Below are 19,560 nucleotides of genomic sequence, written 5' to 3' on the forward strand. Positions count from 1 at the left end.
ATAAGTAAAAAAGACAGATATTTTTTAATATCTGTCTTTTTTATCTACCAATTGAGACCCATTTTATACCTCTTCCAGCATATGGTCTAATTTTTCTTTCTTAGTTTTTAAATATCTTTTATTCTCTTCATTGGGTGTAATTTCGATATTTTCTCTCTCTACAACATCTATTCCGTAAGATTTTAGTCCTTCTATCTTCTTGGGATTATTTGTCATAAGTTTAACCGATTTTACTCCTAAATCTTTTAATATCTGAGATCCCAATACATAATCTCTTAGATCTGCTTCAAATCCCAGTTTTTCATTGGCTTCTACAGTATCCAGCCCTTCATCCTGCAGATTATAAGCCTTCATCTTATTATAAAGACCGATACCTCTTCCTTCCTGACGCAGATAAAGGATAACTCCCTCTTCTTTCTCATCTATAGTTTTCATAGCCTTGTGTAATTGGGAACCACAGTCACATCTACGGGATCCCAATACATCTCCTGTAAAACATTCGGAATGGATCCTTACCAATACCCCTTCCTTACCCTTTACATCTCCCTTTACCAGGGCAATATGCTCTTTATCATCCAGGCAGTTTTCATAGGCATGAAGATTAAAATCTCCCCACTGGGTAGGCATCTTGGCTACTGCCACTTCGTTTACTAAAACGTCATTTTCTTTTCTATATTTTATAAGATCTTCTATACTTACAAGTTTTAAATTATGCTTTTTGGCAAAGATCTTCAGGTCATCTAACCTTGCCATAGTACCGTCGTCTTTTAAAATTTCACAAATTACACCCATCGGCTTCAGCCCTGCTAAACGTGCAAAATCTACAGATGCTTCTGTATGACCGTTTCTGATCAGAACTCCACCATCTTTAGCCACAAGGGGAAATAGATGTCCCGGTCTGTTAAAGTCATCAGCACCTTTATTTCTATCGGATAGATCTTTTATAGTCTGTACCCTGTCTCTGATGGATATTCCTGTAGTAGTATCCTTTGAATCTACAGATACTGTAAAGGCTGTCCCATGGGGATCGGTATTATTTCCTACCATTTGATTTAACTTTAATTCCCTGGCTCTCATTCTGTCCATTGGAATACAAGTAAGTCCTCTGGCATGAACTGCCATAAAATTAATGGCATCATAGGATACCATGTCCGCAGCCATTACTATATCCCCTTCATTTTCTCTGTCTTCATCGTCTACTACAATTATCATCTTTCCCTGTTTTATATCTTCAATTGCATCTTTTATATTATCTAACATAGTTATTTTCCTCCTAAACTTTTATAGATGTTACACAGATTTTTTTTGCCACCAATCTACACTAATCGATATACGAGTATTAAAATTAAGTGTACCTAAAACTTAATAAAATAATTTAAATGTATTCAATTTTATTAGTGATAATTGGTGTTTATTAGTGGCTAAGTTTTTTGGGTTATCAATTGTATATTTTATTTTTTCTCCGTATGCCTTAGTGTCCTCTTTTCTTTGTGATTAATCTTTTTTAGTTTTTACTTCTTACCTGGGTCTAATAAAATCCATTTTCAGCTAAAAAACCTTCTGTGATCTTACTTTTTTTCTCAGTGACAGGACTCTCCTTAAAGTTCATCATCCTCTCCACATATTTCCCGATGAGATCGGTCTCTACATTGAGATAATCTCCTACACTTTTGCTCCCCAAAGTTATCATCTCCTGGGTATGAGGAATCAGGGATACACTCAAGAAATCATCTCCAAAATCTACTACAGTCAGACTGGCTCCATCCAGGGTAATTCTGCCCTTTTCCACAACATATTTCATAAGTCGCGGCTCTATCTTTACCACATAGATTTTTGCTATTCCATCGGAATAAATATTAGATATCATTCCTTCACCATCTACATCTCCCGTTACCAGATGCCCTCCCAGGGGAGTTGCCAAAGTTATAGATTTTTCTAAATTTACACGATCTCCAACCTTTAATCTTTTAAGGTTGGTTCTTTTTACACTTTCATGCATTATGTCGGCTTGGAAATAATCTCCGCCTATCTTAGTAGCAGTCAGACAGGTTCCATTGGTCGCAATACTGTCTCCTAATTTAGCTCCTTCGATTACTTTTTCACACCTCAGTGTTATTTTAAGTGAAAGATCTCCTGTTTCCAGACCGATTACTTCCCCCATCTCCTCTACTAATCCTGTAAACATAATTTTTCTCCTTATAAATTAAATTCTACTGCTACATTATCTCCATAGACTTTAAACTTCACATCTTTTAACTCTATACTCTCTTTCATGGTTCCTATATTAAAACCGCTTATAAATGGTATGGCACCATTATCTCCTGTTATTTTTGGAGCAATGAATATCTCTCCTCCATCCAAGGCCTTTTCTTTAAAAGCCATGGATATCATGGAATTTCCGCCTTCCAACAGGATGGAATCTATTCCTGATTTACCGATCTCTTTTAATATATCTTCCATTAAAAATCGATTTCCATCTAAAAATATAAACTTCACCTTATAATTTTTTTCGAATTTCACATGTTTTTCACTGTGGATATTCCCTTTGGAAGTGATTATTATAGATTTATTGTCACTGTTATTCTGGATAAAATTATAATCCTCCGGTGTTTTTAAGCCCGGATCCACAACTATTCTATGGGGGTTATTTCCTCCCTCTATCCTTGCATTCAGTCTGGGGTTATCTCCTAAAAGGGTGTTTATCCCTACCATTATTCCCATATATTTATGCCGAAGTTCCTGTACCCTGGCCCTTGATTTTTCATTGGAGATCCATTTGGAATCCCCGCTTTTAGTGGCTATCTTTCCATCCAGGGTGATGGCACACTTTAAAAATAAATAGGGAATCTTTTCCTCTATATATTTAAAAAATACAATATTTTGTTTTAAGGCTGCATCTTTTAAAACATTAATTTTTACTTCTATCCCTGCATCTTCTAAAAGTTTAACACCTTTCCCTGCTACCAGGGGATTGGGATCCAGAGCAGCGATCACACATCGTTTAATTCCCATCTTAATTATTTTTTCAGCACAGGGAGGAGTTTTCCCATGGTGGGAACACGGTTCCAAAGTCACATAGATAGTAGCTCCAGAAGCTTCTACCCCGGCCTCATCCAATGCAAAAACTTCTGCATGGGGTCCGCCATATTTTTTATGGTAACCCCTTCCAATTATTTTACCAGCTTTTACAACTACCGATCCTACCATGGGATTAGGATTTACATTTCCCTCACCTAGGGCAGCCAGCTCCAGGGCTAATTCCATATATTTTTCGTCTAAATTCACCACAGTTAACCCTCCCCATTTTTTATCCTATTTTTACCACCAATCTACACTAATTTTCTCCAATCTTTTAATCTGTGTTAGTCTGCGTAATCTGCGACTAAAAATTCTTTTTTTTCTTTGTCACCAATTAAAATCTTTCAACACAGAGATTCACTGAGTTTTCACTTAGAGTTTCACAGAGCTTTTTTATTAGTAATTATTCACTTTATCTCCTGATACCTCTTTTTCCTTCTATATAACTCTGTTACTTAAATTTTCAATTTTTCATTATCCATTTTCAATTTTCCTCTTCCTTATCCTATTGTGTTGATCAGATTTACCATCTCTATAGCTGATACTCCTGCATCAAACCCTTTATTCCCTGCTTTAGTTCCTGCTCTTTCTATAGCCTGCTCTATTGTGTTAGTTGTTAAAACTCCGAAAATCACAGGAATTCCAGCATCCATAGATACAGTTGCTATTCCTTTAGATACTTCTGCACATACATAGTCAAAATGAGGTGTTGATCCCTTTATTACTGCTCCTAAAGCTATTACAGCATCATATTTTTTAGTTTCTACCATTTTTTTAGCTATCAGCGGCATTTCAAATACTCCCGGAACCCATGCCATATCTATATTTTCATCATTTACACCATGTCTAACCAGAGCATCCTTAGCTCCTCCTAATAATTTAGAAGTGATAAATTCATTAAATCTTCCGCATACTATTCCTACTCTGATGTTTTCTCCGTTAAAATTTCCTTCAAATGTTCTCATAATTTTTTCCCCCGTATATTTTATTTTTTTTTATAAAAAAAGCCTCAAGTTTTTTACTTGAGGCTTTGGACTTTTAATAATTTTCATTAATTCATAATTTTGTTAACAACATTTTTCTCTGAGCTTATTAAGAATGCAGCAAAAAGAAAAAATGCTTTTAAACTTTATAAATTAAAATTTTATTAAAAAACTTCTTTCATCCAGACTATCACTGTCGGTACCAGAATTTCACTAGTTCAGCTTACGCTCGCGGACTATTACCGCCGGTAGGGAATCACACCCTGCCCCGAAGTTCATATTCAATTTTATAATTGATTATATCCTTAATTTCTTTTCCTTGTCAAACATTTTTTTTATTAATAATTTAAGACAAACAAATAAATAACTTAATCTATCCGACTTGTACAAATTTTTACTGAAAAAAAATCTTCAGCATTAGCCGAAGTTTTTTTTTCTCACTCCCTTTTCAGGTACCTGAAGGAAAAGTACTCATCCTTTACATCTCTGTTCAAGACTATTTGGTCCGTTATCATCTCCGAAACTCTTTCATTTTCCAGGTTTTTCATGACCATATGTGTCAATCTGTACCTTTTTTTTTCCAGGTCCACCTCTTTTATGGAAAGGACGCTAAACTCTTTTCTGGGCTCACCGTCAAAGTTGTAATACAGGGCCCTTCTTATGATAAAATCTTTTTTAGATATGTAGATAATCTTTTTTAAAAAATCGTACTCTTCCTCTTTCTCCTCATTTATGGGCACCTGTTCTATCTCCCAGCAGGCTTCCCTGTTGACCATTTTTTCCCCCGACAGCTTGAAATTGAAGTCGGTGATTTTAATCCCACCTATGTCTGCATAGGTAAACTCCGACCCCATGAAGCTGTTCCCTTTTTCAGATGAAACAATCCTCCTTATCTTCCTAAGTGACGGGAGATACAGCCACTGGTCATTGTCCTTTGAACTGTCATAGTTGTATGTCAAAAAACTTGTTCCCTTTATCTCCCTTGGTTCCAAAAACCTCATGAGTATCTTATTTGTTTCCCCCTTGTCATAGAGTTTGGTGACTGCTGCAATTTTTCTGACCCTCATGTTTCCCCTGTTGTCGTAGATCACAAGCCTCATGACGGCTTCTGAACCATCCAATTTAAGTTTTTCTTTATAAGTATCCACTATTTCATCAGCTGTATAATTTTGACCAAAACTCATGTTGAAAATTAAAAAGAATAAAAATAAAAGTTTCTTCATGGCATTTCCCCCTATCTTAAAAATTTTGGATCGAACACAATACACATGGCAGGAAGAGTTACAATAGCAGCTATAAGACAGGTTGTGATAGACACCACCACAAGGAACCCGAAGAACTGTACAGGGAGAAAGTTTGAAAGCAGCAGGGCCAAAAAACCTACTATAACGGAGAGGGCATTGAATACAATTCCCCTGCCCACTGTGGTAAGGGTCTTTTTAGCAGCCTCCCCACTTGTTTCCCCCATTCTTTTATACACCCTGTACCTCCATAAAAAATGGATTGTATAGTCCACCCCCACCCCTATCATTATCGAGGTTAGCATTACGGTGACTATGTTTAACTCTATTCCAAAATATCCCATGAGACCGAAAAGTACCAGGATGGCAGAGCATATGGGGATTGTTGAGAATAGTCCTGCCCACATAGACCGGAATAGAAATCCTACTATAACAGCAACTACCGTCATAGACAGTGCAAGGCTCAGCAGCTGCCCCCTTACAACGGCTGTCACAAGCTCTGCAAGTATATCGCCGAAGCCGCCGATCAGTTTAAAGGGTGAATTTTCAAACTCGATATCATTCTTTATGACCCTTAATTCATCCTGTATCGCCTTGACACTTTTACTGGCTACCCTCTCTGTAATAAGGGCATTTTCATAGTTAAAGTCAATCAACTTTTCAAGATCCTCAGGGTCTCCACTCATGGAATAGAGCAGATAGTACTCTGAGATTGTTCTTGTGTTTTCAGGCACCCGGTCAAATTCCGGGTCGTCGTTATTTAGGACCTTGTTCATCTTTCTCATTACATCGGAAATAGAACTAACACTCCCCACTATCTCCCTGCTCTCCATTTTTTTGCCCAATGTATCCAAATCTTTCATTATCTTTGGATCTTTTAGATCTCCACTTGCAAGTACGGATATTGTGGTGGAACCGCCAAATTTTTCATTTATAAAGTTGTCCGCTCTGACAATGGGGGAGTGTTTTGGAAAATAGTTTACCGGATTTGTGTCCACAACAATCTTGAATATTCCCAGGGAAGCCAGCACTACAAAGACTGTGCTGGCGAAAATAACTTTTTTGGGTTTTTCAGCCACTGTATCTGCCAGGATTTTCAGGATTTTTTCAAGGGGGGACCCCCTTCCTGTTTTTTTACTCTTAGGTTTTGATTTTGGCAGTATGGCAAGGAATGCAGGTATGAATACCAGACTTGAAAACAGAGCAAATGCAATACCTATAGAAGCAAGTATCCCCAACTGTTTTGCAGGGACTATTATATGGGTTGCCAGACAAAGCAGTCCGGCAATTGTAGTGAGACCAGCTGCAATAACAGGACCCCCAAGTGATTTAAGAATTTTTTTGATTAACTTTTCTTTATCCATATCCGGGTTTTCTCTCAGTTCAAACTGGTATTCTGCAATAAGATGGATGCCGTAATCATTTGCAATTGCAATCAGTATAACCGGTAATATAATGGTAATAAACTGTATCTTCCAGCCAAATAGACGTATTGAACCCATGGCAATTGAGATTGAAAGTATTACAACTACAAAGGGAAGTAGTACCCCCTTTAACTCCCTAAAGCAGACATATAGAAAAATCAGCATGATGAGTATCCCCACAGGCATAAAGGTTTTTATGTCTTTTCTCATGTATTGAGAGACAAGAGACCTGATATATGGCAAGCCAGCGATCTCTACCTTTTCCTTTCCTGGGTATTTTTCAATTGTCTTTTTTATCTCCCCTACTATATACTCATCATTTATATTTTTCTCCACAAAAACCACTATGGAGGCTGCATCGAAATTCTTGGATACCAATGACCCGTAAACCATATCATTTTCAACTATATGTTTTTTCAGCTCTTCAAAATCGGATTTTTTTCTTGGTATTCTTTTTAAGAAGGGGCTGATCAGCAGCGCCCCCTTTACAGACCTTATGTCATTTGTTTCAGAAAGGCTCATTATTCTGTCAACACCATGGATCTTACCCAGCTCTTTTGAAAGATCCTTTACCCTTTTTAATGTGTCCCCATTTAATATGTTGTCTGTTTCCAGGCCTATCATTATTATCTCTGTCCCGCCAAAAATCTCCTCTATCCTGTCCAGCCTCAGTCTGGATGGCATATCATCCGGGAGCTGGCTTTTTATATCGGCATCGAACTGGGTCCTGGGGATGTTTCTGGCAAATACAAGTCCGATAACTATAAAAAAGGCCACAAGAAACCACCTGTACTTTATATAAAACTTAGAAATTTTTCCCCACATAGCTTTCACCCCTAGAAATTTAATTTTATCTCTGCATAACAGCTTGTCTTCCTATCCCCGATTAGGTCGAAAAGGGTACCACTATCCCCTAAAAATAGATCTGCCCCCACTGTGAGTACGAGGTCATCTGTGATATTATATTCAGCTTTTATCCTGGTAAAAAGCTCTTTTGTGTCTATGTTGTAGTTTGTCAGGTTCTCCAATTTAAGAGTTTCATAGAAGAGATCCCAGGAGAGTCTGTAGACAAGAGAGTTTTGCAGTTTTTGGGTCTGCCCGGCAAGGACAGAGTTAAACCTCTCTATTTCACTGGAGTATTCCCCACGAAAATCAACTACATAGGTTCCCATATACTGTAAAATCAGATTAAGATCCTTTGCGATCTCCCTGTCAATACCCATTATATATTCTATTTCAGGATTTGGGACATAATCCTTCTTCCTATAATTTTTTGTATGTTTGTAAGCAAATTCACCCCTGAATCCATAGTCCCCTAATGTTGTTGCAAAATCAGCCCCCAGCACATCATACCTGTAGGGCTTTTTTACCCTTTCCCCATCTATCACAGCAACCCCAAATTCCGGGGAATAGCCATGAAAATAGGAGATCGATCCGTCAAATGCAGGATCCTCAAATGTAAGCTTTAAGGCTTCGGAAAATTTTTCCTCATATTCACCCTCTGGCAGTTCTATGGGTATTTCTGAAAACTTATATCTGGGTATGAGAACGCCCTGCAGGGTGAATGGGTAGAAATTATAGTCGGTTTTTGCCATGAAGTTTGCCAGTCTCCTGTCATCCTCCTGGGGAGAAAAGAGACCCAGGTCTTTAGGATTTAGGTTATCAGTTGGGTTTACCCCATCACCTCTACCCCATACAATCACCTGTTCCCCCACTCTAAAGTCAAATTTATCCAGATAGATGTCCAGATACCCTTCCCTTATAGACACCATGTCCTCCTCCGACTTTATCCTCAGGTCCACATATGCCATTCCGATTTGCTCTCTGGGGATCTTAAGCTGCAGTGAGGTTTCAAAATATTGATCAGCTACCTCACCATCCTTCTCCAGGAAGATATCTCCCCGGACATATCCTCCCAAATCATATTTTGGTCTTCCCTCATCACCTTTTAAAATCGAACTTTCAAAATTCCCTGTTTCTTCAGAGATTGCAGACTCAAAAAGCCCATTTTCCCCTAGAAGAGAAGTGCTTAGCGTGATAAAAAGCAGAAATATATTTTTCAAACTATCCACCTCCCAAATAAAAAATAAAAGAATATCTAAATTTTGTTTTTAAACGTTAGTTTTATATACCTAATTTAAGTATATAATCTTTTTTATAGTTTTCAATAAATTTAGTTTATTTTTTTTATTTGTAAATAGTTAGTAATATTTTGTCATCTCATGCATTATTTCGATGACTTTCGGCACACTTTGAAGTTAGGTTAAAAACGAAATAGTTAATTTGAAATAAAGGAAAATCTTATCTTATCGAATAAATAGTAATATATCAAAAATTAATCTTAAAAAAAAGTGAGCTATTCACGACGAGAAGCAATGAGTATTTTAGAGGATACCCTATTGGCGGAGCTGTTGGTGATACCTTAGGTCTTTTTTACAAATAACAATCAGGTTAAACAATCATTAAATATTAAAAAAAATTAATTTTATGGAGTGTAAATTTATAAAATTTTTAATGGAGTTTTAATTTTATTCTATCTATTATAGGTGGTATACTCGTATTGAGGAGATATTACCTTAATTACTTTCAGGAGGTGTCTATAAGGTGAAAGCGTTTCTTATATTGAAAAAAGGTGAAAAAATAATACAAAACTTTAACAACAAAACATTACTTCTAGCTTCTATCATATCTTGGAATAGAAGTTTTGGAGACTATGATCCTATGAAAATAATCATGGCTCTAGACGGCAGCGGACAGATAATTTTTAGTTCTTAATTTTTTATAATTTTAAAAGCCCAAGTCTTTAGACTTGGGCTTTATTATTGGAAATAATTTTAATTTTTTAAATCTTATTATTTAACTATAAATCCACTGGCCATGACTTCACCATCATAATTATAAAGTACCACACCTTGCCCCGGAGTTATAGCTCTAACCTTCTCTTGCGTAAAATCTATCTTTATCTTATCATTTTCTAAAACCTTTACAGTACAAGGATGAAATTTATCCCGAGATCTAGTCTTTGCTCTCAATTTCATATTTTTTAAATCTTCTATCATTTCGCAGCCCAAAAGATTTATCTTATCGGCTATCAAATATGAACTGAATAATTCTTCATTATTTCCAACTATCAAACGATTTTTTTTCCCATCTATCTGAACAACATAAAGCGGTGTAGGGTAACTGATTCCCAGGCCTTTTCTCTGCCCAATAGTATAAAAACTAACTCCTCTATGCTTACCTATTACCTTTCCGTCTGTTGTAACAATCTCACCTTCACATGTGGCTTTACCATCTGTCAGCTCATTTAAGAACTCTCCTAATTTACCATCTTCTACAAAACAGATCTCCTGACTGTCTTTTTTAGCATATACTCTGATATTTAATAGCTCAGCTAATTCTCTTACCTGGGGCTTTTCAAGATCTCCTATTGGAAACATTAATTTTTTTATATTTTCTTTTCTCATTTGAGACAGGAAATATACCTGATCTTTATTTGGATCGTCACCTATTTTTAACAGCCCATTTTCTATCTTGGCATAATGCCCGGTAGCTATAAAATCTGCTCCGTGGGATAATCCTAATTCTACCAGCCTTCCAAACTTGATGTATCTATTACACACCATGCATGGATTAGGAGTTCTTCCTTCCATATAGTCATTTACAAAGCTGTCTACTACTATGTCTTTGAATTCATCTCCTAAACGAATCATATGATGTTCTATCCCCAGATCATCACATACTTTTTTTGCATCACTTAAGTCTATACTTGTACTGCATGCTGACCCGCTGGTCCATACTTCCATTGTGATTCCAAAAACTTTGTATCCCTGTTTTTTTAACAGATACGCTACTGTTGAAGAATCTACTCCTCCACTCATTGCCACTGCTACTGTTACATTTTCATTCTTCGGATCATACTTTAAGTATGAGTCTAATTTTTTTACCATTTCACTACTCCTTTTTTAAGATTATAGGAAAAAGCTATATCTTAGTTTTTTATAAATGATGACAGAGTGATTGCCACTCCGCCTAACATAATTATTACACTGGCATAATGCCTCAATGTTTCTAAAGTTTTTAATGTTATTTTTTTTCTATAATGAGATAAGGCCCCAGTTATTACAAACCACTGGACTCCTCCGCCAATTATTATTCCCAAAGCAATTTTTAAACTAATACTTTCTACATTTGTAGATACACCCAAGATCGCAAAAAGACCTATAAAAGTCAAGATAGAAAGGGGATTAGCAAGTGCCACTAAAATAGTCGTTGCATAAGATCTCATACATCCAAAGTGATCTTCTTCCACAATATTTGTTATCTCTTTTCGACTTCTAAAAATTTTATATCCCAATCCTAATATCAATATCCCGGATACTATTTTGATCTCCACTTGATAGTCCTGCAATAATTCTTCCACATATCTAAATCCAAATAATGCAATAAGCCCGTAAAAAACATCCACTGTTATCATTCCCAAAGAGGACATAAATCCCCTATTCCTTCCTTCAGATAGTGTTTTTTCCATGCAGTATATAGCCAGCGGACCAAAAGGCAATGAAAGTACCATCCCACATATAATTCCATCTAATAAATACACATAAATCTCCTCTTCTGCTACTTTATATGAACAATTTATCTACATTATATCATATTTCATCTATTTTTTCCCTCTAATATTCATACTCCATTATTGTTTCTTTATCCGCTCCCATATCGGATATTTTCATCATTGTCTTCCTTTTGGAATTGTCATATCTGTATTCATATATCCAGTGAACTAAGGTTTCCCCCATACCGTCTATTTTTTTAAACAAAATTGGATCTCCATATTCATTATATTTATACTCCTGGATACTTTTTATATTTTGATCTTTATCTTTAATAACTATTTTCTTTGGATTTTTTTCCACCTTAATCCTCCTCTAAATTTAAATCCACCCCCAAAAGGAGTAGATTTACTTTTCATCTATAAAGTTTCTGCTATCTTTTTAACTTTTTTAGAAAATTCCTGAACAGCCTTTCTATTCTTTTCCTCATCATAGGTCAATAATTTTTTATCCTCTACAATCAACTTTCCATTTACAATTACCGTATCTACATTGGAAGCATTGGCTGAGTATACCAATACTGAATACGGATCAAATATAGGGTGCATATTTACAGATCTCGTCTCTAAAACTACTATATCCGCCAACTTCCCATTTTCTAAAGAACCTAATTCATCTTCCCTGTGGATAGCTCTGGCTCCTCCCATTGTAGCCATCTCCACCACTTTATACGGCGGCATTGCCGACCTGTCTTTATTTGCTAATTTATGCAATTTTGCCACATATCCCATTTGACCGATAATATCCAGGGTATTCCCGCTCATAGGTCCGTCTGTTCCAAGGCCGATTCTAACTCCGTCATCAAACATCTTCAATGCCGGAGATACACCTTTTGCCGATTTAATATTGGCTACCATATTATGAGCTACTCCTACATCTCTTTTTTTCATAAGTTCAATATCGGTGTCTGTTACAAAGATAGAATGAGCTGATATAAACCTTTCATTTAATAAGCCTATAGAGTCTAAATATTCAACAGGGGTCATATTATATTTGGTTTTAAATTTATCAAATTCTTTTTGAGTTTCTGCCACATGCATAGAAACCGGAACATCATATTTTTTAGACAGATCTCTTATTCTCTCCAAATCTTCCTCCTTAACTGTATGAGGTGCATGAGGTCCAAACCCAGGAGTGATCAATTGGTCATTTTTATATTTTTCTACAAATGCTATTGCCATCTCTACCTTGGCATCTCCATCTTTTCCATCTGCTGTAGGATATTTTATGATGTTTTGTGTCATTATCCCTCTCAGCCCAATCTCTTTTACAGCCTGTGCCGCACTTTCTTCAAAGAGGTACATATCTACCATAGTTGTAACTCCGCCCTTAGCCATCTCTATGGACCCATGAACAGCACCGGTATAAACCATCTCTTGAGATACCATTTTGTTTTCCAGGGGGAATATATATCTGTTTAATCTATCTGGAACATCATCTGCTAAACTTCTGAATACACTCATAGAAACGTGGGTATGAGTATTTATCATCCCCGGCATGATGATTCCCCCATCTGCATCTATTGTTTTTTTAGAAGAATATTTTTTTAATATCTTTTTATCCCCTACTTCTACTATCTTATTTCCTTTAACAATGACTACACCATCATCTAATATTTCCTTTTCCCCATTCATAGTCAAAACTATTCCATTTTTCACTATTAAATCTACTTTTTTTGCTGCTTTTACCTCTGCATTATTAAATGCAAACAATGAAACAATCGATCCCAATAACAATATTTTTTTCATTTTTTCCCCCTTAATTATTTAAATTATTTCATTATATCATTCCAATGTTTATATGGATATTTATTTTTCCATCTATTTTAAAAAGTGTCGCCGCGACACTTTTTGATTTTTCTTTATTTTTTTATCCTCTCATTCATACTCCACCTGTTTCCGCCTCTAGCACATTCTAAATTATTTTATTTAAAATAAAAGTAATTTAGATACTCGTGTCTCTGGCGGACAAAGCTCAATTTTGAGTTTCATCTTAAAGTTTATAGTCGTTGAGCTTCAGCAGTACTGTTTCTACAACAACGATTGTGACTTCTTCACATTTCTCACCACAGAAACGATATAAAGAGTTCCACTAAGAAATGACACATAATTTTTAAAATCAAAAAGTGTCGCCGCGACACTTTTTGATTTTTTATGTTTTATAAGTTTATTGTTACTTTATATTCCTTATTGTTATTGACAATTTTAACATTCCACCTTATACTGTTTACATATAAACAGTATAGGAGGTAAGTTTATGTTTTCAAAATATATCAGTATAACCTACAGACAATACCAACATTATATGAGGGAGGAACTGAAAAAATATAAGATAGGCAACAGCGATTACCCCATCTTACTCTGTCTGATCAATAATCCGGGGATCTGCCAGAATGAGGTTTCCAGATTAACCAAATTAAATAAAAGTTTAATATCGAAAGGGGTAAAAAAATTAATCCAATACGAATATCTATACCAGGAGGAGGATACCCACCACAAACAAAAACAAAAACTGTTTTTGACAAAAAATGGAAAAAAGATAATCCCTGATCTAAAAGATATTATCACCCGTTGGAAAAAAATCGTCTTTAAAGATCTCACAGAGCCAGAGATCGAGATCCTATACAAGGTCATGAAAACCGTGGATCAGAATTCAATGGCTATAAAATAAAAAAATATTTGATTCTTCACTACAAAGTAAGGGTCATAGAACTACTCGTAAAGGGCATCACCAAAATAACTAGAACTTATCAAGTAAGTTAAGAATTTTGCGATATTAGTTTATTTCATAAACATAGAACTGAAAATAAGATAAAGAGTTTTGCAAAGAAAATCTAAACTTTCTTTTGACGCAGACTAAAAGCTGACTTTCTCTTTTGAACTTAATTTCTTTTTCTAGATGTTCCCTAGCTTTTTCAGATTTACTTAGTTTTTTGTTTTTAATTTCGAAGTTTATAGTCGTTACACTTCAGCTGTACTGTTTCTGCAATAACGATCGTGACTTACTCACTAAGACAATTATAAACTCCTGGCACTTTTTGGTTACTTTTTCTTGCTACAGAGAAAAAGCAACCCGTATCAAGGACGGAACCCTTGGAACTTATTTTGATCCTCTTTGGTTTGTTCCGATTCATGATTATTAAATTTATTTACATAAATAAAAAAATTTAAATATGACTCACTAAAAGAAATAAACCCAGTTGAAGATGAGATCCTTAGGTATTTTTTACAACTAGCAACTTCGATGAACTATTTAATTAGTACTATGACAAAAAAACAAAAAGTGTCGCGGCGACACTTTTTATTTAATAATTTTATCAGCATTTTTTTTAGGAGTGTATATGAAAAACATAAGATTAGAATCAGAAAAAATATCCAAACTTTTATGGGAATATTCCATACCTGCCATCACAGGAACATTGGTCTACATCCTATATAATATCGTAGACAGAATATTTATAAGTTTTGGCGTTGGACGATTAGCTATTGCCGGAATAAGTATAGCCCTGCCGCTTTTCACCTTTATACTGGCAACAGGGTTATTTATAGGTGTAGGAGGAGGAGCTCTTATATCTATAAATTTAGGAAAAAAAGACAGGGAAAAAGCAGAACAGATCTTGGGAAATGCACTGACTTTATTTATTCTAACAGGGATTTTATTTTCAATTTTAGGTACCCTGTTCCTGGATGATATCCTTTTATTGTTTGGTGCTACAGCAAACAACATCGATTATGCCAAAGATTATATGTCTATAATCTTTTTTGCCACTACCTTTCAACTGCTGTTTATAGGAATGAATAATATTATGAGGGGAGAGGGCAACCCAAAAGCTGCCATGAAAATGAGCATCATAGGCTGCGGGTTGAATATCCTGCTTGATCCCCTTTTTATATTCACACTGGATATGGGGATAAAAGGGGCAGCCATGGCCACGGTTATCTCAAATATACTTGTAGCATCACTTCAAATCAGGCATTTTTTAAATGGCGACAGCAATATAAAATTAAAATTAATAAATTTGAAATTAAAAAAAGAGATCCTTCTGGGGATGGCCGGCATAGGGATAGCACCATTTATCATGCAGATGTCCAATTCCATTGTGGTTATTTTTATCAACAAAAATTTAAATATCTATGGAGGCGATATTGCAATTGCCGCTTATGGAATAATCAACAGTATAAGCGTCCTTATGTATATGCCCATTGTGGGAATATATCAGGGAAGTCAGCCTATATTAGGATACAATTACGGTGCTAAAAATTATAGAAGGGTAAGGGAGACATATAAACTATCTCTTTTAGTGGCCATCAGTATTTCAGCCATAGGATTTATTCTGGCTATCTTTATGCCCCATATATTAATTTCACCATTTATCAACAATGATAAAACATTATTGGATCTGACAGTAAATGCAACTAAAATATTTTTCAGTATGACCCTTTTTATGGGATTTCATATGATTGGCAGCAGTTATTTCCAGACAGTTGGAAAGGCCAAAATAACCACAGCTATAAATATTATCCGTCAGTTTATCCTTATGCTGCCCCTCCTATATTTTTTACCTAAATACTATGGTGTAAAGGGGGTTTGGTTAGCTGCTCCCATTACAGATTTCACCCTGGCTGTAATAACATCATATTTTGTTGTCAGGGAGTTTAAAACTCTTAAAAGGAAGTCAAATTTGAAAAGAGAAATTGTTGAGATCTAAATATATTGCAAAAAAAAGCAAAAAGTGTCGCGGCGACACTTTTTGCTTTTTTTATGTGTTTAAATTTTATCCCTCTAAAATCTCTGCTGTAGCTTCATAATAAGGTCCCTCTTCATCTTCTCCATATTCTACAAAAAAAGTTACTTGTAAATCTCCCAGGTAGAACCCTACTCCATTTCCTTCTTTTTCAACAAAGTATTCTATTTTCTTTAATTTTGTTGTTAAGATTAGTTCGGCGATATCTTCTCTCATCTCCACTAATTCTTTCATATCTTCCTCTAAGTCAAAACCTAATTCACTTATCTTCTCACTCATTGCCACAACTCTTCTATCTAATTTTTCTCTCATCTCTTGATCTAATATAATACTCAATATAATCACTTCCTTTAATTTTTTATTTCTTATTATACCATAAAAAATAAAACAAACTTATAATTCTTTCTTTCTATATCCATCCCTCAATGTTATAGTTTTATATTCATGAATTTCTTTTCTTTTATATCCACTTTTCCCTTTTTCGTATTCTTCAATCATATTTCCATAAGAATCATATTTATATGCGGATTTGGAGTAAAACCCACCCCTGAACTCTTTGGAAGATTCAACCATCTGATTATCACTGTTGTATCCATATGTGTATTTTTCCCAGTTAAAATCATCCCTATATTTTTTAATTAAATTTCCATTATTATCATATGTATAAATCATATTATCTGAGAAACGAACCTTTCTTTCTTCTTTTAACCGGCCATTATTATTATATACATATACCGTTATAAACTTATTACCTGGATCACCAATTATAGAAGTTTCCTTTATAATTTGATTCTTATAGTTATATTCATATTTATCCTTTCTCCATTCCCCATTTGAACGTTTTTCAGATTTCTCTATCATATTATTTTCCCTGTTGTATTTATAAGTAGTCTTTTCCCACCTATCATAACTATCATCCATGTATTTTTCAATAAGATTATTATGGATATCATATTTGTAGATAGTTTTTTTTCTGCCATATTGTTCTCTTCTTTCTTCTGTAATCAATTTATTATTTTCATCATATGTATATGTAATCTTATCTTTAGCATCACGAGCATGTAACCCTTCCCGTTCTAAACTTTTTTCTATAAGGTTACCTCTCCCGTCGTATCTATAGACAGTTTCGTCTACATCTATAGATATACCGGTTATTTTTTTTGAAACGATTAGATGAAACTTTTTATCTAGAAGTTTTTCACTATATTTTCCATGGGGATATTTTTCTAAATAATTTTGTGTCCCCTTTAGAGTAGATGTTTTTTTATAGACTTCCTCCTCTATAAATTTTTTGAGTTCTTCACTATACCTTCCCTTTGGATATCTTTTTAGATAATCCTCTGCCTTACTTATAGTGGTAGCTCTTTTAGAATATTGTAATTCAATAAAACCTTTCTTCTCTTTAGCATATTCACTATTAGGATATCTCTTTAAAAACCATTCTGCACCTTCCAAAGTCATAGTTTGTTTAAAATATTCATCCTCTATAACTTCTTTAATCTTTAAACTATATTTTCCATGGGGATAAAATTTCAGATATTTTTCTGCACTCTCTATATCAACCGCTTCTTTAAAGTATTCATCTTCTATAAAATCTCTCATCTTCCCACTATATCTACTTTCAGGATATTTTTGCAGATACACTCTAGCCTTATCTATGGTAGTGGCATCTCTTACATACTCCACCTCAATAAAGTTTTTTATCCTCTCACTATGCTTACTGTCAGGGTAGTACCTCAGATATTTTTCAGCCTCCTCCACTGTAGTTGCTTTTCTAAGATAATATTCCTCGGGATACTTTTTTTTCTAAAATGGCATTTATCGGGACCTTTATATCTATTTTACCCACTTTTAAAGTTTTGGAATAATAACCATAACTTCCATCTCCATTCTCATTTTTTACTTCTAGCAGATATTTTCCAGCAGGGAGTATAAACTCAAGGGGAAGTTCGTCATAGGTCCCCGCTATTTCGCCATCGACATATATATCACTTCCACTCTGGTCACTCATCAACTTTATATAGGCATCTGAAAATGACAGTTGTCCATAAAAGATTCCCAGGATCATAATCCATAATATTTTTTTCATCTTTTCTCCTTAATTAATTTTAATAACCGTCATACGATATATAATAGATTGCTTCAAATCTTCCTAAATCTGTAAAATTCTTCTCCAATAATTCCTGTAATTTTTCCACAGAGATTTCTAAACCATATTTTTTAATTATATAGTTTGTGCACTCTCCTTTAATATTTTTTCTTTTTTCTTCCCATCTGCTCTGCAGTCTGGGCAGATCATTTATAGCAGCCTTCTTCACTCTCCTGACTCTTTCCTCCCTTTTTCTCTCGTATTCTTTCGATCTTTGTTCCCGTTTTTTTCTTTGGGCACCTGTTTCGCCAATATATTCTGCTGTAAGAGTAAGTCCTCTTCCTTTTACCTCTACCATTGTATAATAATCCCCACATCTATCCGAGATAAACTTTATTATCTCCCCATCTATTTTCTTTAAATCTTCCTTGGGATCTTCAGAATTCATCTTATCAAATTTTTTGAAGGGGTCTTCCTTGGTAAATAGACTCTTTTTTTTGTCTTTATTCTGTATCCAGCTTTTTATAGGATTCAAATTAAATTCAATCCTTCCAATACAAGAAGAATCCTCATTTAGTCCAGCTATAAAGATCTGTTTTGCATCACTCTCAGAAAGGTAGTAGTGTTTTTTAATACCCCCATATGGAGAAGTTTTATAGACAGTCTTATCCCATTGGGGGGAACCCGGTACATTAAAACTAAAATATTTCCCTCTTTGTTCTTTGGATAGATTAAATAAGTGCCCCCAATAGATATCCCCCATGGAACCTAAATCAAAATACATATAGCGTTCATAATCCAAAATTGCAGCGGCACTAGCAGATACAACCAATATTTTTTTTATTATCTCCTTGGGAACCTTGTACAGTTTTTCCTTATAGACCACAGAAGATGTTGTCCCTGGAGAATTAAAGGTGATCCCAACTATCCCTCTGGCATTTAAAACAGGTTCTCCCATCAAGGTACTGGCACTCCACTCTATATATAAAGAAGCTGTCTCGTGCACTTTGGTATCCCCATCCTCTATCACAATACTTTTTATGGTATCGTGCCCCTTATACTCCTGACCATATAATAACCCGCAACCGAGAATCATTATGAGAAGTATTAATTTTTTATACATCTTCCCACCCCTAATTTTATATTTCCCCTTAAACTAACTAATTATTTTACTATCATATAATGATATATGTCCAATAATTATTCAAAAAAAAGTGTCGCCGCGACACTTTTTGATTTTTTTCTATCTCTGAAATAAAACCTGCTTCTATACTATTTAGAAATATCTCCTCGTATTCATCTGGATGGGAATATCTACCTGGCTGTAGGAGATACTATATCTGGAGATATCATAGGAGATCACTGCTCTCCTATCTCATATACTACCA

General features: G+C 34.9%; 18 protein-coding genes and 1 riboswitch. Of the genes, 3 read left to right on the forward strand and 15 right to left on the reverse strand.

Annotation, left to right across the window (positions count from 1 at the left end):
- Nucleotides 1-63: 63 nt before the first annotated feature.
- The 7 genes from DYH56_RS10750 to DYH56_RS10780 all read right to left on the reverse strand — a co-directional run bounded on the left by DYH56_RS10750 (nt 64) and on the right by DYH56_RS10780 (nt 8,789).
- Entirely contained in the window at nt 64-1,260 is a 1,197-nt protein-coding gene (locus tag DYH56_RS10750) for a bifunctional 3,4-dihydroxy-2-butanone-4-phosphate synthase/GTP cyclohydrolase II (RefSeq protein WP_114642875.1), read from the reverse strand.
- Nucleotides 1,261-1,528: 268 nt separating this feature from the next.
- Nucleotides 1,529-2,185, reverse strand: coding sequence for a riboflavin synthase (locus tag DYH56_RS10755; RefSeq protein ID WP_114642876.1), 657 nt, complete (start codon nt 2,183-2,185; stop codon nt 1,529-1,531).
- Between the two features lie 11 nt (nt 2,186-2,196).
- Nucleotides 2,197-3,288 carry a bifunctional diaminohydroxyphosphoribosylaminopyrimidine deaminase/5-amino-6-(5-phosphoribosylamino)uracil reductase RibD gene (gene ribD / locus DYH56_RS10760; RefSeq protein WP_255414706.1) on the reverse strand — a complete coding sequence of 364 codons (1,092 nt, stop codon included), beginning with the start codon at nt 3,286-3,288 and terminating at the stop codon, nt 2,197-2,199.
- A gap of 290 nt (nt 3,289-3,578) precedes the next feature.
- Nucleotides 3,579-4,043: a 6,7-dimethyl-8-ribityllumazine synthase gene (gene ribH, locus DYH56_RS10765; RefSeq protein WP_114642877.1), complete on the reverse strand. Its 465-nt coding sequence runs from the start codon at nt 4,041-4,043 to the stop codon at nt 3,579-3,581.
- 184 nt (nt 4,044-4,227) lie between these two features.
- A riboswitch (FMN riboswitch) is annotated at nt 4,228-4,341 on the reverse strand.
- A gap of 157 nt (nt 4,342-4,498) precedes the next feature.
- The gene (locus tag DYH56_RS10770; RefSeq protein ID WP_114642878.1) at nt 4,499-5,284 is read right to left on the reverse strand and encodes an outer membrane lipoprotein-sorting protein; all 786 of its coding nucleotides are present in this window, start codon (nt 5,282-5,284) and stop codon (nt 4,499-4,501) included.
- Nucleotides 5,285-5,295: 11 nt separating this feature from the next.
- Nucleotides 5,296-7,503 carry an efflux RND transporter permease subunit gene (locus DYH56_RS10775; protein WP_158539126.1) on the reverse strand — a complete coding sequence of 736 codons (2,208 nt, stop codon included), beginning with the start codon at nt 7,501-7,503 and terminating at the stop codon, nt 5,296-5,298.
- Between the two features lie 59 nt (nt 7,504-7,562).
- Nucleotides 7,563-8,789, reverse strand: coding sequence for a hypothetical protein (locus DYH56_RS10780; RefSeq protein WP_114642880.1), 1,227 nt, complete (start codon nt 8,787-8,789; stop codon nt 7,563-7,565).
- Between the two features lie 541 nt (nt 8,790-9,330).
- Here DYH56_RS10780 and DYH56_RS15995 point away from each other — a divergent pair.
- Nucleotides 9,331-9,501 (forward strand): hypothetical protein, encoded by a 171-nt coding sequence (locus tag DYH56_RS15995; protein ID WP_158539127.1) that lies wholly within the window; start codon nt 9,331-9,333, stop codon nt 9,499-9,501.
- Between the two features lie 77 nt (nt 9,502-9,578).
- Here the strand turns inward: DYH56_RS15995 and mnmA are convergent, their stop codons facing one another.
- The 4 genes from mnmA to DYH56_RS10800 all read right to left on the reverse strand — a co-directional run bounded on the left by mnmA (nt 9,579) and on the right by DYH56_RS10800 (nt 13,087).
- On the reverse strand, nt 9,579-10,676 hold the full coding sequence (gene mnmA, locus DYH56_RS10785) for a tRNA 2-thiouridine(34) synthase MnmA (RefSeq protein WP_114642881.1): 1,098 nt from the start codon (nt 10,674-10,676) through the stop codon (nt 9,579-9,581).
- Between the two features lie 41 nt (nt 10,677-10,717).
- On the reverse strand, nt 10,718-11,329 hold the full coding sequence (locus DYH56_RS10790) for a LysE family translocator (protein WP_114642882.1): 612 nt from the start codon (nt 11,327-11,329) through the stop codon (nt 10,718-10,720).
- 73 nt (nt 11,330-11,402) lie between these two features.
- Nucleotides 11,403-11,642, reverse strand: a complete 240-nt coding sequence (locus DYH56_RS10795) for a hypothetical protein (RefSeq protein WP_114642883.1) — start codon at nt 11,640-11,642, stop codon at nt 11,403-11,405.
- Between the two features lie 56 nt (nt 11,643-11,698).
- A complete protein-coding gene (locus tag DYH56_RS10800) occupies nt 11,699-13,087 on the reverse strand; it encodes an amidohydrolase (RefSeq protein WP_114642884.1) in 1,389 nt (462 codons plus the stop codon).
- Nucleotides 13,088-13,595: 508 nt separating this feature from the next.
- On the opposite strand from DYH56_RS10800, the gene DYH56_RS10805 reads away from it, so the two are divergent.
- Nucleotides 13,596-14,009 carry a MarR family winged helix-turn-helix transcriptional regulator gene (locus DYH56_RS10805; RefSeq protein WP_114642885.1) on the forward strand — a complete coding sequence of 138 codons (414 nt, stop codon included), beginning with the start codon at nt 13,596-13,598 and terminating at the stop codon, nt 14,007-14,009.
- A gap of 670 nt (nt 14,010-14,679) precedes the next feature.
- Complete coding sequence (locus DYH56_RS10810) at nt 14,680-16,047, forward strand: MATE family efflux transporter (RefSeq protein WP_114642886.1); 1,368 nt, start codon at nt 14,680-14,682, stop codon at nt 16,045-16,047.
- 66 nt (nt 16,048-16,113) lie between these two features.
- Here the strand turns inward: DYH56_RS10810 and DYH56_RS10815 are convergent, their stop codons facing one another.
- From DYH56_RS10815 to DYH56_RS10830, 4 genes are read right to left on the reverse strand one after another with little or no spacing between them, the layout of a single operon-like run.
- Nucleotides 16,114-16,419 (reverse strand): hypothetical protein, encoded by a 306-nt coding sequence (locus tag DYH56_RS10815; RefSeq protein ID WP_233500030.1) that lies wholly within the window; start codon nt 16,417-16,419, stop codon nt 16,114-16,116.
- 57 nt (nt 16,420-16,476) lie between these two features.
- Entirely contained in the window at nt 16,477-17,844 is a 1,368-nt protein-coding gene (locus tag DYH56_RS10820; RefSeq protein ID WP_114642887.1) for an RHS repeat domain-containing protein, read from the reverse strand.
- A 13-nt stretch (nt 17,845-17,857) separates the two neighbouring features.
- Nucleotides 17,858-18,172, reverse strand: a complete 315-nt coding sequence (locus tag DYH56_RS10825; RefSeq protein WP_114642888.1) for a PEGA domain-containing protein — start codon at nt 18,170-18,172, stop codon at nt 17,858-17,860.
- Between the two features lie 19 nt (nt 18,173-18,191).
- Nucleotides 18,192-19,295 carry a hypothetical protein gene (locus tag DYH56_RS10830; RefSeq protein WP_114642889.1) on the reverse strand — a complete coding sequence of 368 codons (1,104 nt, stop codon included), beginning with the start codon at nt 19,293-19,295 and terminating at the stop codon, nt 18,192-18,194.
- Nucleotides 19,296-19,560: the final 265 nt, after the last annotated feature.

It is taken from the genome of Psychrilyobacter piezotolerans, assembly GCF_003391055.1.
In the GTDB taxonomy this organism is placed as follows: Bacteria; Fusobacteriota; Fusobacteriia; order Fusobacteriales; family Fusobacteriaceae; genus Psychrilyobacter; species Psychrilyobacter piezotolerans.

Coding starts and splice junctions, on each gene's coding strand:
- DYH56_RS10750 (WP_114642875.1), bottom strand. CDS start 1,260: ATGTTAGATAATATAAAAGATGCAATTGAAGATATAAAACAGGGAAAG.
- DYH56_RS10755 (WP_114642876.1), bottom strand. CDS start 2,185: ATGTTTACAGGATTAGTAGAGGAGATGGGGGAAGTAATCGGTCTGGAA.
- ribH (WP_114642877.1), bottom strand. CDS start 4,043: ATGAGAACATTTGAAGGAAATTTTAACGGAGAAAACATCAGAGTAGGA.
- DYH56_RS10770 (WP_114642878.1), bottom strand. CDS start 5,284: ATGAAGAAACTTTTATTTTTATTCTTTTTAATTTTCAACATGAGTTTT.
- mnmA (WP_114642881.1), bottom strand. CDS start 10,676: ATGGTAAAAAAATTAGACTCATACTTAAAGTATGATCCGAAGAATGAA.
- DYH56_RS10800 (WP_114642884.1), bottom strand. CDS start 13,087: ATGAAAAAAATATTGTTATTGGGATCGATTGTTTCATTGTTTGCATTT.
- DYH56_RS10805 (WP_114642885.1), top strand. CDS start 13,596: ATGTTTTCAAAATATATCAGTATAACCTACAGACAATACCAACATTAT.
- DYH56_RS10810 (WP_114642886.1), top strand. CDS start 14,680: ATGAAAAACATAAGATTAGAATCAGAAAAAATATCCAAACTTTTATGG.
- DYH56_RS10825 (WP_114642888.1), bottom strand. CDS start 18,172: ATGAAAAAAATATTATGGATTATGATCCTGGGAATCTTTTATGGACAA.
- DYH56_RS10830 (WP_114642889.1), bottom strand. CDS start 19,295: ATGTATAAAAAATTAATACTTCTCATAATGATTCTCGGTTGCGGGTTA.